The sequence below is a fragment of the Noviluteimonas caseinilytica genome (assembly GCF_018406605.1).
In the GTDB taxonomy this organism is placed as follows: domain Bacteria; phylum Pseudomonadota; class Gammaproteobacteria; order Xanthomonadales; family Xanthomonadaceae; genus Noviluteimonas; species Noviluteimonas caseinilytica.
Window position 1 is genome coordinate 1,330,853 of the sequence record NZ_AP024545.1, and the last position, 16,320, is coordinate 1,347,172.

Below are 16,320 nucleotides of genomic sequence, written 5' to 3' on the forward strand. Positions count from 1 at the left end.
TCATTGCTCCGGCGGTTCTTCTTCAAATTCCCAGCTATACCGCTGCCGCGGCGCCGGCGGATCCACGTGCCGGAACAACACCGCCGAAACCACACCGCCGATCGCGCCTCCGAGATGCGACTGCCACGACACGCCGGGATCATGCGGCAACACCGCCACCAGCATCCCACCTGAAAACGTCAGCGCGATCATCGCCGCCGCCATCGATGCACGATCCCGTCGCAACAAGCCCAGCGCCACGACGAGGTACGCCAAGCCCTGCACCACACCGCTCGCACCGAGGTGATGCGTGCCGACGTCACCCAGCCACCACGCGCCCAACCCGCTCGTGATCCACGCGATCGGGATCGCGCGCACCGTCGCCTTCGGATACACGCTGCCGGCCAGCGTGCCGAGCAGCAGCAGCGCGAACGCATTCGACACCAGGTGATCCCACGAGCCGTGCAGCAGCGGCGCGCCCAGCACGCCGCGCAGTCCGGCCAGCGAATGCGGTGCCACGGCCCACGCACTCGCATCGAACGCGCCCTGCAGCAGGTACACCACCGTCAGCAATGCCACCGCCGCCGCGCTGCCGAAAAACGCCCGCCTGACCCGCCGCCGATCGCGCACGCGCTGGGCCAGGGGATCGTCGGGGAGGGCTTGGGTCGGCAGGTGCATGGCAGGGGGATGGCGGCGATTTCGCGCGGGACAAGTGGCCGCCGCGTAAACTTGCGCCCCTATGGACGCCCCCGCCCCCACCGTCGTCCGCCTGCGCAATGCATGGCGGTCCTCCCACCCGTGGATCTTCCAGAAGCTGGTCGAGAAGCCCGCCGTGCGGCCCAAGCCCGGCAGCATCGTCGACGTGGTCGGCGTGGACGACGAATGGATCGGCCGCGGTTTCTACAACGGCCACTCGCGCATCGCGGTGCGCATCCTGGAAACCGACCGATCGGTCGCCGTCGACCAGGCCTGGTTTTCGCGCAAGATCGCCGCGGCCGTGGGCCTGCGCCGCGAACTGCTGAAGCTCGACGCCGTCAGCGACGCCTGGCGCGTCGTGCACTCGGAGGGCGACGGCCTCAGCGGCCTCGTCGTGGACCGTTACGCAGACCTGCTGGTCGTCCAGTTCTTCAGCGCCGGCATGTTCCGCCACCGCGAATGGATCTACGAGGCGCTGCGCGAACAGTTCCCGGGCTGCCGCTTCCATTCCTTCGCCGACGAACACGTGCAGAAGCAGGAAAGCTTCGACTACCGCGGCAGCGAGCCCGCCGCGCCCGCGATCATCACCGAACACGGCATCCGCTTCCGCGCCGACCCCGCGGGCGCGCACAAGACCGGGTTCTTCGCCGACCAGCGCGAGAACCGCGAGTGGCTGTCGCACCTGTGCGCCGGCCAGCGCGTGCTGGACTTGTGCTGCAACACCGGCGGTTTCGCGGTGTACGCGGCCGCGCGCGGTGCGTCGGAAGTGATCGGCATCGACATCGACAACGACGTCCTCGACATCGCCAAGGGCAACGCGAAGCTCAACGACGTGCGCCCGCGCTTCGTGCAGGCCGACATCTTTCCGTGGCTGCGCGATGCCTCGAACAACGGCGAACGCTTCGACGTGGTGATCCTGGACCCGGCCAAGATGACGCGCGACCCCGACCAGGTGATCCCCGCGCTCAAGAAGTACCTCGACATGAACAAGCTGGCCATGAGCGTGGTGAAGCCGGGCGGCCTGTTCGCCACGTTCTCGTGCACGGGCCTGGTGAGCGAAGAGCAATTCCTCGACATGCTCCGGCGCGCGGCGTTCTACGCCAACCGCACGGTGCAGGTGCTGAAGGTCTCCGGCGCGGGCGCCGACCATCCGTTCCTGGCGCAGGCCCAGGAATCGCGTTACCTCAAGGCGGTGTTCTGTCGCGTCCTCGATTGAGTCGCAGCCGGTGCGACGCGTGGAGCGCATACACTGCCCACGCCGAACCGGAGGACTTCGCCCATGACCGCAACCCTGATCCTGGCCTGCGTCCTGGCGCTGGTGGCCGGCATCGCCGCGGGTGTGTGGCTGCGCCGGCCGAAGGGCGACGCGATGGACGTCGCGGTCCGCGCCGCCACGCTGGAAGGCGAACTGCAGGCGCGCATCGGCGAACGCGATGCGCTGCAGAAGGAACTCGCGCTCCTGCGCGAACGCGCGCACGACGACGCCACCGCCCTGGCCCGCGCCCGCGCCGAGGCTGAACAGGCCAACCGCGCGCGCGCCGAAACCGAAGCCTTCGTGCGCAACGCGCAGGAACACCTCTCCGCCAAGTTCACCGAACTGGCCACCAAGGCCTTCGACGAACGCGGCAAGAAGTTCGAACACGACGTGCGCCTGGCCACCGGCCAGTCGAAGTCCGACATCGAATTGATGCTCAAGCCCTTCGCCGACCAGCTCGGCACCTTCCGCCAGCGCATCGACACGGTGTACGGCGAGGAAGCGAAGGAGCGTTCGGCGCTGCTGGGCGCGGTGCAGGAACTCAAGACGCTCAACCAGGACATGGCCTCGCAGGCCTCGGCGCTCACGCGCGCGCTGAAGGGCAACGCGAAGGTCCGCGGCGACTGGGGCGAGCTGATGCTCGAGAACGTGCTGCGCAGCTCGGGCCTGGAAGACGGCGTGCATTTCGATCGCCAGCAGACCAGCACCGACGAGGAAGGCCGCCGCCTGCGCCCCGACGTGATCGTGCGCCTGCCGGACGACCGCCGCATCGTGGTCGACAGCAAGGTCAACCTGGTGGCGTGGGAGGAGGCGATGAACGCCGAGACCCCGGAAGCGCAGCAGGAGGCGATGCGTCGCCACGCCGTGGCGCTGCGCATGCACGTCCGCGACCTGGCCGAGCGCAACTATCCCAAGTCCGTCGGCGAATCCGCGCTCGACGTCACCATCGCGTTCGTGCCGATCGAAGGCGCGCTTGCCGGCGCGCTCGGGTTCGACACCACGCTGCAGGCCGATGCCTTCGCCAAGGGCGTGGCCTTCGCGTCACCCAATACGTTGATGGCCGTGCTGCGCGTGGTCGATCGCGTGTGGACGCGCGACAAGCTGCAGAAGCAGGCGCTGGAGATCAGCAAGACCGGCGGCCTGCTGCTGGATTCGGTGATCAACTTCCTGACCGATTTCGCGTCCGTCGGCGCGAGCCTCGACGGCGCGGCGAAGGCCTACAAGTCCGCGCGCGATCGCCTGGAGGATTCGGCGCAGGCGGTCATCCCGCGTGCGCGGCGCCTGGTGGAGCTCGGAGTGAAGAGCCGCAAGAAGCTGCCCGAGGCCCTGGTGCCGGACGAATTGGAATTCGACGAATCGCCGGACGCCTGAGCGTCAGCCGCCGTCCATCGGCGTGACCGGGATGGCATCGATCGGCACGATCGGGTTGTCCTGGTCGTCCTGCAGGTAATCCGGCAACTCGCCCGAGTCCTGCTGGCGATCGCCGAAGATCTGGTAGTTGCGGCGCTGCAGCCATGCGTCGCGCAGCAGCGAGTAATCGTCCGTCGCGCCCTCGCGCATGCTGTCGAGCGACAACAACTGCGTGCGCACGTCGACCAGTTGCAGGCCCTGCAGGAAGATGCGGCTGCGGTCCAGTTCGATGGAGCGCAACGGCGACAGCGGCGAATCGCCGACCATGCCGAACACATCGCGCACCGTGCGCGGCCCGAACAGCGGCAGTTCGAGGTAACGCGAACGCTCCCAGCCCCACACGCCGAGCGTCTGGCCGAAGTCTTCGCTGCGATACGGGATCTTGGCCGCGGTGGCCGGATCGAAGATGCCGCCGAGGCCCAGCGTGGAATTGAGCACGAAGCGGCCGAGCGCCTGGCCGGCCTGCTTCGGCTTGCCCTGCAGCAGCGCATTGATCGCGCTCAGCGGCTGGGCGAGGTTGGCGAAGAAATTGCTGACGCCCAGGCGCACGGGGCGCGGCACGGCCGCGACGTACGTTTTCGCGAGCGGCTTGGCGATGCGCTTGTCCACGACTTCGTTGAAGCCGTGCATCTTGCGGTTGAAGGATTCCCACGGATCGTAGGATTCCGGCAGCTGCGCGGGCGTGGGCAACGTCGGGTCGTTGTACTGACCCTCGGAGCCGTAGATCGCTTCGTAATCCTGCTCGGCCTGCGTCTGTTCGGCGGCGGCCGGCGGCGCGACCTGCGGCGACGCTTCGACGGAAACGGCCGGTGCGGGCATCACCGTCGTGGCCGCTGCCGGTTGCGCGTCGGTGGATTGGGCGAACACCTGTCCCGCGCAGAGCGCAAGCGACAGCGTTACGGCCAGGCGCGTGAAAGAGGGGGGAGCCGTGCGTTCCATGCGAGGCAGTTTACCGGTCAGGCGGAGGCGAATCCGAGGCCCGCATCGAGCCGATAGGCGTCCCGGAGGGCAGAAAGCCCCGGCGGATCGCCGGTCACCACGACGCCGTTGCCGGCGCGGGCCGCGAGGGCGGCCAGGAGCGCGAGCCCCGCGCTGTCCACCGAGGTGGTGCCGCCAAGGTCGAAGCGGCGCACGCCGGACAGCTGGGCCAGCGCGCGCGCCCACAACGCAGCGACCGCCACGCGCGACAACGCACCGGTGAACACCAGTGCGTCGCCATCGCGCGCCACGCCGGCGCCGTTGTCGGCGGGGGTGCGCATTACTGCTTGGCGTCGGGCTGCACGCGGCCGGCGCGGAGGTCGGCTGCGACCTGCTTGATCGACTTGGTGCTCAGCGGCGCATCGAACTGGCTGCGGAAGGTCTGCACGAACGACACGCCTTCCACCATCACGTCAAACACCTGCCACTTCGTGCCGGTCTTGCGCATCAGGTAATCGACCGGCGTGGTCTGGCCGCCCGCGCGCAGGAACTCGCTGGACACCTTGACGATCGCGCCGTTGCGCAGCGGCGTCTCGGACTTCACGCGGACCTTCAGGCCCGTGTCGAAGTTGATCAGCGCCGAGCCGTAACGCGCCATCAGGCTGTCGGCGAGCGCGTCGGCGAAATCCTTGACGTCGGCATCCGACGCACCGCGGCCGTGGCGGCCGAGCACCAGGCGCGCCGCGTAGTCGCGGTCGAACATCTGGTTGAACTCGCTCGAGATGAACTTGTCGAGCGCGGCCGGGTTCTTCTTGAATTCGTCGCGGCGCTTTTCGAGCGTGGCGACGATGCGCGTGCTGTTGTCGAGCACCTGCGCGCTGGGCGTGTTGCGCAGCGTCGCACCGGCGACCGCGGCCTGGGCATGCGACAGCGACGGCACGGCGAGCACGAGCGTGGTCGCGATGGCGGCGGCGACGAGGGTCTGGTTGATCAAGCGGCGCGGGGACACGCGCGCGGCGGACTGGGATCGTTTCATCGCGTGGGTTCCGTGGTGGCTTCGGGGGAGGGAACGTCGGTGGTGGCGGGTGCGGCGGCGGCATCGGCCGGGGCGGCCGGCTTGTCGGCGCCGGAGAACATGTACTTGCCGACCAGCTGCATGAGGTCGACCGCGCTCTGCGTCAAGGTGATCTCGTCGCCGGGCTTCAGGGTTTCGACATCCCCGCCGGGGCTGAGGCCGACGTAGCTTTCGCCCAGCAGGCCCGCCGTGAAGATGCCCGCCGACGTATCGGCCGGCAGATCCTTGTACTTGCCGTCGATCGACAGCGTGACGATCGAATCGAACTTCTGCGGATCGAGCGACACATCGGACACCTGCCCGACGATCACGCCGCCGATCTTCACCGGCGCCGAGACGCGCAGCTGGCCGATGGTGGAGAAGCGCGCCTTCAGCGGATAGCTATCGCCGCCGAAGCCGAACTTGCCGTTGGTGGAAGCGAGGGCCAGGACCAGCACGCTGGCGAGCGCCAGCAGCAGGAATGCGCCGACCGCGAATTCGAGACGGGGACCACGCATGGCCATCAACTCCTGAACAACAGGGCGGAAAGGACGAAATTGAACATCAGCACCAGCAGCGACGCATTGACGACCGCGCGGGTGGTGGCAATCGAGGTGCCCTCGATCGTCGGTTCGGCATGGAAGCCGACGTACGCGGCCACGAGGGCGGACACGCCGCCGAACACGGCGGCCTTGAAGAACGCGACGAGGAAGTCGTCGTGGAAATCCACGCTGTCCTTCATCGTCTGCCAGAACGTGCCGCCGTCGATGCCGATCACGTGCACCGCTTCGAAATAGCCGGCGGTGATCGCAAGGCTCACGAAGAACGCGGTGAGCAGCGGCACGCACAGCACCGCGGCCCAGAAGCGCGGCGCGACGGTCTTGGCCACCGGGTCGATCGCCATCAGGCCGAGCGCGGTGATCTGGTCGGTCGCGCGCATCAGGCCCAGTTCGGCCGCGATCGACGAACCGGCGCGGCCGATGAACAGCAATGCCGTGAGCACCGGCCCGAGTTCGCGATACAGGCCCAGGCCGAGCAGCGCGCTCACCTGGCCCGTGGCGCCGTAGGTTTCCAGCGCGCGATAGCCGAGCAGCGTGACCGACAGGCCCACGAACGCCCCGCCCGCCGCCACGATGGGCAACGAGCGCGCACCGATCTTGTAGATCTCCTTCACCAGCTCGGCGAAGAAATCCCGCGTCGGCGTGGAGGCGCGGAACACCGAAAGCGCGAACAGGCCGGCGGCGCCGAGCCCGCGGGTGGCGGCGACGAAGGGCATCAGGCGGCCTCCGGCGCGCGCGCCGTCGTGTCGAAGGGAATCGGACCGTCGGGCTGGCCGTCCAGGAACTGGCGCACCAGCGGATCCTGCGAGGCCGCCAATTCCGCCGGCGTGCCGGTGAAGACGATGCGGCCGTTCGCGATCACGATCGCGTGGTCGGCCACCGGCATGGTTTCGTGCACGTGGTGCGTGACCACGATGCTGGTCAGGCCGAGCGTGTCGTTGAGGCGGCGCACCAGGCTCATGACCACGCCGCTGGCGATCGGGTCCAGGCCCGTCAGCGGTTCGTCGTAGATCATCAGCGGCGGATCCAGCGCCAGCGCGCGGGCGAGTGCGACGCGGCGGGCCATGCCGCCGGACAGCTCGCGCGGATACAGGTCGGCCGCGGCGCGCAGGCCGACGGCGTGCAGCTTCATTTCGACGAGGCTGCGGATCACCGCATCGGGCAGGTCGGTGTGCGTGCGCAGCGGCAGCGCGACGTTTTCCGCCGCGGTCATGTCCGTGAGCAGGCCGTTGCCCTGCAGCAGCACGCCCAGCCGCTTGCGCATCGACAGCAACGCTTTCTGCTGGCGCGGGACGGGCTCGCCGAAGATTTCCACGCTGCCGGCCGCCGGGACCAGTTCGCCGGTCAGCGCCGCGAGCAGCGTGGACTTGCCGCTGCCCGACGGGCCGAGCACCGCGGTCACGCCGCCGCGCGGCACCACCAGCGTGACGTCGTGCAGCACGGTGCGACCGCCGCGTTCGAGGCGGACATCGGTGACGCGGACGGCGGGCGTGTCTGGATCGGTCACGGGCGGGTCTTCGGGGGCGGATCGGGGGATCGCGAAAAAGCGCGGCAGCTTGGCGCCCGGGCGCTGAATGGCGGTTAGCGCTTGCGGCGGCGCGAGCGGGCGGATTGTCGCAGGTCTGCTTTCGGCCGGCCGCTTCGGCATGTCTCGGCGAGTGCGACACGCGTCCGGCATCATGCCCCGATGCAGGGACGCCCCGACTTCCGCCTCTACCACGGCAATGCGCTGGACGTGCTCGCCGGGCTGCTGGCGGCCGAAGTCGCGAAGCCGCCGGCCGACGGCGACTGGCTGCGCCCCGACATCGTCCTGGTCCCGCAGTTCTCCATGCGCCGCTGGCTGCAGCAGGCGCTGGCCGAAGCGAGCGGCATCTGCGCCAACCTGGTGTTCCTGACGCCGGGCGAATTCGTGGACCTGGCGCTCGATCGCAACCTCGGCCCCGCGCCGCCGCAGGACCGCCTGGCCCCGGAGACCCTCCGCTGGCACGTCCTGCGCGAACTCCAGCGCCACCCCCCGGCGGCGTTGCAGCGCTTCCTCGACGACGCGCAGCCGCGCAAGGCCTGGTCGCTCGCCACCGCGCTGGCCGATACGTTCGAGAAATACCAGGCCTGGCGCCGCGACTGGCTGCTCGGCTGGGAGAAGCGCGCACCCCGCGACGATTGGGAAGCGGCGTTGTGGCGCGCGATCGGCCGCGGCAAGGCGCATCGCGCGCGGCGCATCGACGATTACCTCGCGCGCTTCGGCGCCGGTGCGGGCGAAGCGCCGACCGGCCTGCCGCCGCGCCTGTTCGTGTTCGCGTGCCAGAACGTCTCGCCCGACGTGCTGCAGGTGATCGCCAGCCAGTCGCACGCGGGCACGCAGCATTTCTACCTGCACTCGCCGGCGCGCGGCTTCTGGGGCGACCTCGCGCGCTGGTCCGATTACGCGCCGGGCGCGGACGATGCGTACCTCGCGCTCGGCGACGCGCAACCCAATCCGTTGCTCGCCGCGTGGGGCCAGGCCGGCCGCGATTTCGTCGCGATGCTCGTCGGCGGCGAGGCGGTGCAGCCCGCGTTCGACCTCGCACCGTTCGTCGAACCCACGCGCACCACGCTGCTCGGGCGCATGCAGGCCGACCTGCTCGACAACCGCGCGCCCTTGCAGGACGCCAACGACGCCGCATGGCCGCGCGCGACCGTGGACGCACGCGATCCGAGCCTGCAATTCCACGCCTGCCACACGCGGCTGCGCGAAGTGCAGGTGCTGCACGACCAGCTGCGCGCGCTGCTGGACGCTTGGCCCGCCGATGGCAATCCGCCGCTGCAGCCGCGCGACATCGCCGTCCTGGCGCCCGACATCGACGCGTATGCGCCGCATATCGAAGCCGTGTTCGGCGGCGCGCTCGGCACCGCGCGCGAACTGCCGTACACGATCGCCGACACCAGCCCGCTCGCGAGTGCACCGATCGCCGAGGCGTTCCTGCGCTTGCTCGAACTCCCGTTGCGCGCCCCATCGACCGCCGACGTGCTCGACCTGCTCGCCGTTCCCGCGATCGCCGCGCGCTTCGACCTCGAAGATGCCGACCGCGCACGCGTGCAGGACTGGCTCGAATCCGCCGGCGCGCGCTGGGGCCTGGACGGCGACGACCGCCAGCGCCACGGCGCGGACGGCAATGCGTACACGCTGGAATTCGCGATCGAGCGCCTGCTGCTCGGTTACGCGAGCGGCGCCGACGACGACATCGCCGGCATCGCGCCGTGGCCCGAGCTCGAAGGCCAGGCCGCGGAAACCCTCGACGCGCTGTTGCGCTGCGTCGACATGCTGCGCAGCGCGCGCACGCGCCTGGCCGGTCCGCATCCGCCGGCCACGTGGGCCACCGTGCTGCAGCGCCTGCTGGACGACGCGTTCGCACCGCCGCGCGACAGCGCCGATGCGCAACTGTTGCGCCGCCTGCGCGATGCGATCGCGCGATTCACCGAAGGCGCCGCCACCGCGGGCTACGACGCGCCGGTCGAACACGCCGTCGTGCTCGACCACCTGCGCACCGAACTCGGCACCAGCGATGCGCGCGCGCCGTTCCTGTCGGGCGGCATCTGCTTCGGCCGCATGGTGCCGATGCGCCTGATCCCGTTCCGCGCGATCTGGCTGCTGGGCATGGACGCCGACGCCTTCCCCGCGCGCGAAGGCCGCGATCCCGTCAATCGCCTCGCCAACGCGTTGTCGACGCCGGAGCGGCGCACGGGCGATCCCTCGCGGCGCGATGCGGATCGTTACCTGTTCCTGCAATTGTTCGCCTCGTCCGGCCGCGTCTTCGCGATGAGTTGGTGCGGCATGGATCCGCGCGACAACAGCCGGCGCGAGCCGTCGACGCTGGTGACCGAATTGCTCGACGCGGCCGCCGCATACCACGCGGTCGAAACGGCAAAGGTGCGCGAGGCCCTCGTCGTGCGGCATGCGTTGCAGCCGTTCTCGCCGGGCGCATTCGGTGCGGCGCATGTCGGGGAAGCGTTGCCGCAGGGCGAGCCCATCGAACCGCGCCGCTTCAGTTACGACGCGCGCTGGCGGGCGGCGTCCACGGAAGCCTCGGGCGTGGACGACGAACCCGTGTTCGCGCCGCCCACGTTGGTGCTGCCCGAACGCGAAGGCGAGCGCGGTGCGTTGTCGCTCGATCGCCTGCGTCGCTCGCTGATGCGCCCGCACGCCGTGTACCTGCAGGAAGGTCTCGGCCTGCGCCTGCCGGAAGACGAACCACCCTTGGCCGAACACGAACCGCTCGGCGCGCCCGACGCGCTCGGTGCCTATGCGTTGCGCCACGCGGTGTTCGATGCGTGGATGCGCGCGAACGGGCGGCCCGATGCGCATGCGCTGCATGCACGCTTGCTCGCACGCGCCGTCGTCGCGCCCGGCGCGGATGGCCGCGCGCAGGTCGCGGAGATGCTGGAGGAAATCGCGCCGTTCGCGGAACGCGCACTCGCGAAGGGCTTCGGTGACGCCGCCGCGCGCGCCGCGTTTTCGCATGCGTCGGAGGCCGGCGCATTGCGCGGCACGCTCGACGGCCTGCATCGCCCGGGTTTGCTGCGCGTGGTGCTGCGTCCCGACGGCCAGCACGGCGGGCACGTGATCCGCCATGGGCTCGATGCGCTGTGCGCGTCGTTGCTGGGCAAGTCGATGCATCTGCTGGCCCGCCCGGAGAAAGGCGCCGATCCCGAATGGATCGTACGCAAGCCGGTGTCCGAGAAGCGCGCCGCTGCCGCACTCGACGCCTTCTTCGCCTGGCACGACCACGCAGTGCGCGCGCCGCAGGTGTTCCTGCCGAAGAGTGGCCACGACTTCGTCGCATGCCTGGCGAAGAAGGACCCGGCGTCCGCATTGCGCGCCGCGCGCGATACCTGGATGGGCAGTGCGTTCGAAGGCATCGGCCGTGCCGAAGCCTCGCCCGCCACGCGCGTTGCGTTGCGCGGCCGCGATCCGTTCTACGACGACGACGCGAGCGCGCAGATGCGTTTCGCCGAACTCTCGGTCGCGATCTTCAGCGCGCTGGAACACGCCACGCCGCTGGACGCGGGGATGTTCGCGTGAGCGCCACCATCCTCGACACCCCGCTGGATGCGCGCAGCTTCATCGAAGCCAGCGCCGGCACGGGCAAGACGTATGCGCTGGCGGGCTTGTTCGCGCGCGCCGTGATCGTGCAGCGCCTCGAGGTCCCGCAGATCCTCGCCGTCACCTACACCGTGGCCGCGACGCAGGAGCTGCACGAACGCGTCCGCCTGCGCCTGCAACGCGCCGCGCAACTCGCCGACGCCTGGCAGTCGGACGACGCGCCGCACCGCGAAGGCGACGACGCCGAAAGTGCCCTCCTCCGCGGCTTGCTGCATGCCGCGCTGCACGACGGCACCCGCGAATCCCTGTCGACATTGCGCCTGCGCCTGCGTCGCGCCGTGCGCGACCTCGACCTGGCCTCGATCACCACCATCCACGGCTTCTGCCAGCGCCTGTTGTCGGAACACGCCTTGCTCGCCGGCCAGCCGCTGCTGCCCACCGCCATCGAGCCCGACAACGCCGCGCAGCGCAGCCGCCTGGCGGTCGTGCTGTGGCGCGCGCACGCGCGCACCGCGGAAGGCGCGGCGTTCCTGCAACGCATGTTCACCGACGTCGACAGCCTGGCGAACGACCTGCGTGACCTGTTGTCTTCGGAACCCTTGCTGCCGCCGCCGCCCGCCGGCGATCCGCAGACCGCGCGCACGCAGGCGTGGCTCGCGTTGCGTCGTGCGTTCACGCACCACGGGGAGGCGGATCGCGCGTTGCTCGATGCGGCCGCCACGCAGGGGCTGTTGAGCAAGGCGAAGGACAAGCGCCTGCCGATCGAGACGCTGTGGCACTGGTTCTCGGTGCAGTCCGATGCGCCGCCGCAATCGCACGAAGACTTGCCGAAGCTCACGCGCGAAGGCCTGGGAAAGGCCTGCGTTCCGAGCAAGGCGCACCTCGCACCGACCCTCGCCCTGTCGGCGCACGTCGAACGCTTCCTCGAAACCGAACAAGGCTTCGACCTCATGCACCTGCACGCGTTGCGCGCCGACGCGCGCCGCGAAGACCAGGCGATGAAGCGCGAAGCCAACGTGCGCGGCTTCGACGACCTCGTCGACGCCGTGTTCGAAGCGACGGAAGACGACGTGGTCTTCCACGCGCTCGCCGAAGCCCTGCGCGCGCAATATCCCTTGGTGCTCGTCGACGAATTCCAGGACACCGATGCGCGGCAGTGGGCGATCTTCTCGCGCTTGTTCGGCGAAGGCGGCCTGTTGCTGGTCGGCGATCCCAAGCAGGCGATCTACCGTTTCCGCGGCGGCGACGTGCAGACGTACCTCGACGCGCGCGGCACCGCGCAACTTGCCGCGCCGCTCGACCGCAACTTCCGTTCGCGCCCGTGCGTGCTCGCCGCGGTGAACCGCGTGTTCGCGCACGCCAGCGTCGACGCCGAACCGCTCGGCGAAGGCATCGCGTTCGCGCCCACGCAACCGGGCGACCGCGCGTGCGATCCGGATTTCTGCATCGATGGCACGCCGGCGCCGGCCCTGATCGTGCAGACGCACGTGGCCACCACCGGCGCGAAGTGGTCCGCGGGCGAATCGATCGAGCGCGCCGCGCGCAGCTGCGCCCTTGCCATCCGCGACCTGCTGCTGCTTGCGCGCGAAGGCCGCGCGACCCGCCGCGACGCGAACGTGCAGCGCCCCGTCGAGCCGCGCGACTGTGCCGTGCTGGTGCGCAGCCACAAGGAAGGCATCGCGATCCGCGACGCGCTCACGCACCTCGGCGTGCCCGCGGTCAGCGCCGGCCGCGGCAGCCTGTACGAAACCGACGAAGCGCAGCAGTTGCTTGCCTTGCTGCTCGCGCTGGCCGCGCCGGGCGACGATCGCCGCCTGCGGGCCGTGCTCGCGATGCCGTTGTTCGGATACGACGCGGGCATGTTGCAGGCGCTCGAGGACGACGGCGAAGCGCAGCGCCGCTGGCAACAGGACCTCGCCGACTGGCGCCTGCGCTGGGAATCGCACGGCCCGCAACCGATGCTCGCCGATGTCGTCGCACGCGAAGCCGCGCGCCTGCTCGCGTTCGCCGACGGCGAGCGCCGCATCACGCACCTGCTGCAACTCGGCGAGCAATTGCAGGAAGCGCGCGCGCAACGCCTTGGTCCGCAAGGCCAGGTGGACTGGTTGCGTGCCGCCATCGCGCACGCCGACCGCGAAGACGAAACGCAGTGGCCCAACCTGGAATCCGATGCGAGCCGCGTGCAGATCCTCACGCTGCACAAGAGCAAGGGCCTGGAATTCCCGCTCGTGTTCCTGCCGTTCGCGGCGATCGGGCGCTCCCGCAACGACCGCGCGCGCGTCATGCAGTATCACGACGCCACCGGCCGCCGCGTGCGCCAATGGAAGACGCAGCAGCCGCAACCGGGTGCGCCGGCGTGGGACAAGGCGAAGGACGCGGCCCGGCGCGAGGATGCCGCCGAAGACATGCGCCTGCTGTACGTCGGCCTCACGCGCGCGCGCGATGCGCTGTGGCTGTGCACGGGGCCGTTCGCGTCGAACGCGCAATCCTCGTTGCATCGCCTGTTCGGCGGCGTGTTGCCGCACGCGGACGTGCAGCGCGACCTCGGCGGCAGCCTCGACCTGCGTGCGCCGCGCGACGAGGCGGACGACGACGCCCGCCTCCCGCCCGCGACACCCGGCGACATCCCGCCGCCGCGCGTGCCCGAACGCCGCCTGCGCCGCGACTGGTGGATCCACAGCTTCAGCCAGCTGCATCGCCAGCATGCGCACGGTGCGCAGGCGTTGGCCGAAGAGTCGCCCGCCGACGACGAGCGCCCGCTCGTGGTGGTCGACGCGATCGATCCGGCGTTGCTGCGTTTTTCCGGCACGCGCTTCGGCAACGCGCTGCACCATGCGCTCGAACACGTCGACTTCGCCGCGTGGCGCGACGCGCAGGACGCACCCGCCGACCAGGTCGACATCCTGCGCGACGCGTTGCGCTCGCAGGACTATCCCGACACCGACCTCGACGCGGGCGTACGCGAACTCGCGCCCCTCGTCGCGCGCACCCTGAACGCCCCGCTCCCCGAAGGCGTGCGCCTGTGCGACGTCCCCGACGCCGACCGCATCGCCGAACTGGAATTCCACTTCACCCTCGCCGACGCCGATGCGCATGCCTTCCTGGCGTTGCTGCAGGCGCACGGGATTGCGCGCGGTCGCCGCGACTTCGGCGCGTGGCCGCGCTTGTCCGGCCTGATGACGGGCAAGATCGATCTCACGTATCGCGTCGACGGGCGCCTGTACGTCGTCGACTACAAGTCCAATCGCTTGCCTGCGTACGACACGCAGGCGCTGGCCGACGCCATGGGCGCCAGCGAGTACGACCTGCAGGCCTTGCTGTACGTGGTCGCCGTGCATCGCTGGATGCGCTTGCGACGGGGCGCCGGGTATTCGATGGCGACGCATTTCGGCGGCGTGCGCTATCTGTTCTGCCGCGGGCTGGATGCGACGGACGCCGTCCCCGGCCTCGCCGTCCCGGAATTCCCCGCCGCGCTCGTCGAAGCCGTCGACGCGTTGCTGATCGGAGGCCACGCATGAAGCGCACCGCCGACGACGCACCGCGCGCCTTCGATCGCGCCTTCGCCGATCTGCTGCGCCGTCGCGCGCCGGACACGCATCCGCGCGTGTTGCGCGCCGCCGAACAGGCCGCATTCGCGATCGCGGAAGGCCACGCCGGATTCGCGCTCGCGGATTCGGATGACGACGCCAGCACCCTGCGCGATGCATTGCGCGCCTCGCCCTGGGTCGCGACGCCCGACGCGGATGCAGCCGCCGATCCCGCGATGCCGCTCGTCCTCGAAGGCGACCTGCTCTACCTGCGCCGCTATCGCGAATACGAACGCCGCCTCGCGCTGGGCCTGCGCCGCATCGCCGCGGCCGACATGCCCGACGACAGCGTCGACGCACTCGACCCCGTCTTCGCCCAACTGTTCCCGCCCGCCACGCGCGATCCGCAACAAGCCCGCGCCGCCGCGCTCGCATTGCGCCATCCGTTGCTGCTCGTCACCGGCGGGCCCGGCACGGGCAAGACCACCACCATCGCGCGCCTGCTGATCCTCGCGGTGGCGCAAGCGCGCGCCGCCGGACGTCCGGCACGCATCGCACTCGCTGCACCGACGGGGCGCGCCGCCGAACGCATGGCGCAAAGCCTACGCAGCGCCGTCGCCGCATTGCGCGAGGCAGGCGTCGACCCCGCGCTGTGCGATGCATTGCCGCTCGAAGCCGGCACGCTGCATCGCCTGCTCGGCACGATCCCGGAACGCCCGCGCTTCCGCCACGGCGCCGACCTCCCGCTCGCGTTCGACCTGGTCGTCGTCGACGAAGCCTCGATGGTCGATCTCCCGCTGATGTGCAAGCTCGTCGAAGCCGTGCCCGAAGGCGCGCGCCTGATCCTGCTCGGCGACCGCGACCAGTTGCCGTCGGTGGAAGCGGGCGACGTGTTGTCCGCGATCGCCGACGCCGCGACGCCGGTCGATGACATCGGTGGTGATGCGCTGGCGACGCTCGCCACGCGAATCCCCGCCGCCGCAGGCTTCGGCGGCATCCGCGTCGAACTCCGCCGTGCATGGCGCCAGTCCGATGCGCTCGAACTCGCGCCGCTCGCCACCGCCGTCCGCGACGGCGACGCCGACACCGCGCTCGACCTGCTGCGCGGCAACGCGTTGCAAGGCGTGCACTTCCACGAAGACATCGACGATCCGTTGTCGCCCGCGTTGCGAGACAGCTTGCTGGCCCCCTGGCGCATGCTCGGCGCCGTCGATGCCACGTCGTCCGACGACATCGATGCCGCCCTCGCCCTCGCGCAGCACGCGCGCGTGCTCACCGCATTGCGCAACGGGCCGCAAGGCGCGGGCCCGCTCGGCGCGCGCATCGAAGAAGCGCTCGCGGGCGCGCAGCGCGCACCGTATTTCCACGGCCGCCTCATCGCGATCACCGAAAACAGTTATCGCCACGGCCTGTTCAACGGCGACCTCGGCCTGTGCCTGCGCAGCGAAGACGGCACGGCGGTGTGGTTCCGCACCGCTGCGGGATTGCGTCCGTTCCATCCCGGTGCGTTGCCCGCGCATGCCGGCGCGTTCGCGATGACCGTGCACAAGGCGCAGGGTTCGGAGTTCGACACGGTGTGGCTGCAGTTGCCGAAGCAACCTGCGCGCACGCTCTCGCGCGAGTTGATCTACACCGCGATGACGCGCGCACGCACCACGCTGCACGTGTGCGCATCGGAAGCCGCATTGCGCGCTGCGCTGGCAGTGCGCGCACAACGCGTTTCGGGGCTTGCTGCGCGTTTGCGTCGCGTGAGTGACGATTTCGTTGCGATTCGCTGAACAGGCAAGCGCCCGCTTCGCGCAGTGATGTTGCCGATGATTCATGCAATCGCGTGCGCTCTT

At 70.2% G+C, this 16,320-nt stretch carries 12 protein-coding genes; 5 read left to right on the forward strand and 7 right to left on the reverse strand.

Annotated features, from left to right (window positions below; all coding sequences use genetic code 11):
* A complete protein-coding gene (locus LYSCAS_RS06530) occupies positions 1-657 on the reverse strand; it encodes a rhomboid family intramembrane serine protease (RefSeq protein ID WP_213436891.1) in 657 nt (218 codons plus the stop codon).
* Between the two features lie 61 nt (positions 658-718).
* Between LYSCAS_RS06530 and LYSCAS_RS06535 the strand changes: the two genes are divergently transcribed.
* Both LYSCAS_RS06535 and LYSCAS_RS06540 read left to right on the forward strand, forming a co-directional pair.
* Positions 719-1,891 carry a class I SAM-dependent rRNA methyltransferase gene (locus LYSCAS_RS06535; RefSeq protein ID WP_213436893.1) on the forward strand — a complete coding sequence of 391 codons (1,173 nt, stop codon included), beginning with the start codon at positions 719-721 and terminating at the stop codon, positions 1,889-1,891.
* 63 nt (positions 1,892-1,954) lie between these two features.
* Positions 1,955-3,301, forward strand: coding sequence for a DNA recombination protein RmuC (locus tag LYSCAS_RS06540; protein ID WP_213436895.1), 1,347 nt, complete (start codon positions 1,955-1,957; stop codon positions 3,299-3,301).
* Between the two features lie 3 nt (positions 3,302-3,304).
* Here LYSCAS_RS06540 and LYSCAS_RS06545 read toward each other — a convergent pair whose 3' ends face one another.
* The 6 genes from LYSCAS_RS06545 to LYSCAS_RS06570 are packed head-to-tail and all read right to left on the reverse strand — an operon-like array spanning position 3,305 to position 7,379.
* Complete coding sequence (locus LYSCAS_RS06545) at positions 3,305-4,279, reverse strand: MlaA family lipoprotein (RefSeq protein ID WP_213436898.1); 975 nt, start codon at positions 4,277-4,279, stop codon at positions 3,305-3,307.
* A gap of 17 nt (positions 4,280-4,296) precedes the next feature.
* On the reverse strand, positions 4,297-4,599 hold the full coding sequence (locus LYSCAS_RS06550; protein WP_213436900.1) for an STAS domain-containing protein: 303 nt from the start codon (positions 4,597-4,599) through the stop codon (positions 4,297-4,299).
* The gene (locus LYSCAS_RS06555; protein ID WP_213437658.1) at positions 4,599-5,249 is read right to left on the reverse strand and encodes an MlaC/ttg2D family ABC transporter substrate-binding protein; all 651 of its coding nucleotides are present in this window, start codon (positions 5,247-5,249) and stop codon (positions 4,599-4,601) included. Before LYSCAS_RS06555 ends, LYSCAS_RS06550 begins: the two co-directional genes overlap by 1 nt.
* A gap of 41 nt (positions 5,250-5,290) precedes the next feature.
* Entirely contained in the window at positions 5,291-5,836 is a 546-nt protein-coding gene (mlaD, locus tag LYSCAS_RS06560; protein WP_213436902.1) for an outer membrane lipid asymmetry maintenance protein MlaD, read from the reverse strand.
* Positions 5,836-6,588 (reverse strand): MlaE family lipid ABC transporter permease subunit, encoded by a 753-nt coding sequence (locus tag LYSCAS_RS06565; RefSeq protein WP_213436904.1) that lies wholly within the window; start codon positions 6,586-6,588, stop codon positions 5,836-5,838. Before LYSCAS_RS06565 ends, mlaD begins: the two co-directional genes overlap by 1 nt.
* A complete protein-coding gene (locus LYSCAS_RS06570; RefSeq protein WP_213436906.1) occupies positions 6,588-7,379 on the reverse strand; it encodes an ABC transporter ATP-binding protein in 792 nt (263 codons plus the stop codon). Before LYSCAS_RS06570 ends, LYSCAS_RS06565 begins: the two co-directional genes overlap by 1 nt.
* A gap of 180 nt (positions 7,380-7,559) precedes the next feature.
* Between LYSCAS_RS06570 and recC the strand changes: the two genes are divergently transcribed.
* Genes recC through recD form a run of 3 tightly spaced genes read left to right on the forward strand, consistent with a single transcriptional unit; the run spans position 7,560 to position 16,257 of the window.
* Positions 7,560-10,931: an exodeoxyribonuclease V subunit gamma gene (recC, locus tag LYSCAS_RS06575; protein ID WP_213436908.1), complete on the forward strand. Its 3,372-nt coding sequence runs from the start codon at positions 7,560-7,562 to the stop codon at positions 10,929-10,931.
* Positions 10,928-14,470, forward strand: coding sequence for a UvrD-helicase domain-containing protein (locus tag LYSCAS_RS06580; protein WP_213436910.1), 3,543 nt, complete (start codon positions 10,928-10,930; stop codon positions 14,468-14,470). Before recC ends, LYSCAS_RS06580 begins: the two co-directional genes overlap by 4 nt.
* Positions 14,467-16,257 carry an exodeoxyribonuclease V subunit alpha gene (gene recD / locus LYSCAS_RS06585; protein WP_213436912.1) on the forward strand — a complete coding sequence of 597 codons (1,791 nt, stop codon included), beginning with the start codon at positions 14,467-14,469 and terminating at the stop codon, positions 16,255-16,257. The genes LYSCAS_RS06580 and recD overlap by 4 nt, the downstream gene beginning before the upstream one ends.
* Positions 16,258-16,320 lie beyond the last annotated feature (63 nt).

Coding starts and splice junctions, on each gene's coding strand:
- LYSCAS_RS06530 (WP_213436891.1), bottom strand. CDS start 657: ATGCACCTGCCGACCCAAGCCCTCCCCGACGATCCCCTGGCCCAGCGC.
- LYSCAS_RS06535 (WP_213436893.1), top strand. CDS start 719: ATGGACGCCCCCGCCCCCACCGTCGTCCGCCTGCGCAATGCATGGCGG.
- LYSCAS_RS06540 (WP_213436895.1), top strand. CDS start 1,955: ATGACCGCAACCCTGATCCTGGCCTGCGTCCTGGCGCTGGTGGCCGGC.
- LYSCAS_RS06545 (WP_213436898.1), bottom strand. CDS start 4,279: ATGGAACGCACGGCTCCCCCCTCTTTCACGCGCCTGGCCGTAACGCTG.
- LYSCAS_RS06550 (WP_213436900.1), bottom strand. CDS start 4,599: ATGCGCACCCCCGCCGACAACGGCGCCGGCGTGGCGCGCGATGGCGAC.
- mlaD (WP_213436902.1), bottom strand. CDS start 5,836: ATGGCCATGCGTGGTCCCCGTCTCGAATTCGCGGTCGGCGCATTCCTG.
- LYSCAS_RS06565 (WP_213436904.1), bottom strand. CDS start 6,588: ATGCCCTTCGTCGCCGCCACCCGCGGGCTCGGCGCCGCCGGCCTGTTC.
- recC (WP_213436908.1), top strand. CDS start 7,560: ATGCAGGGACGCCCCGACTTCCGCCTCTACCACGGCAATGCGCTGGAC.
- recD (WP_213436912.1), top strand. CDS start 14,467: ATGAAGCGCACCGCCGACGACGCACCGCGCGCCTTCGATCGCGCCTTC.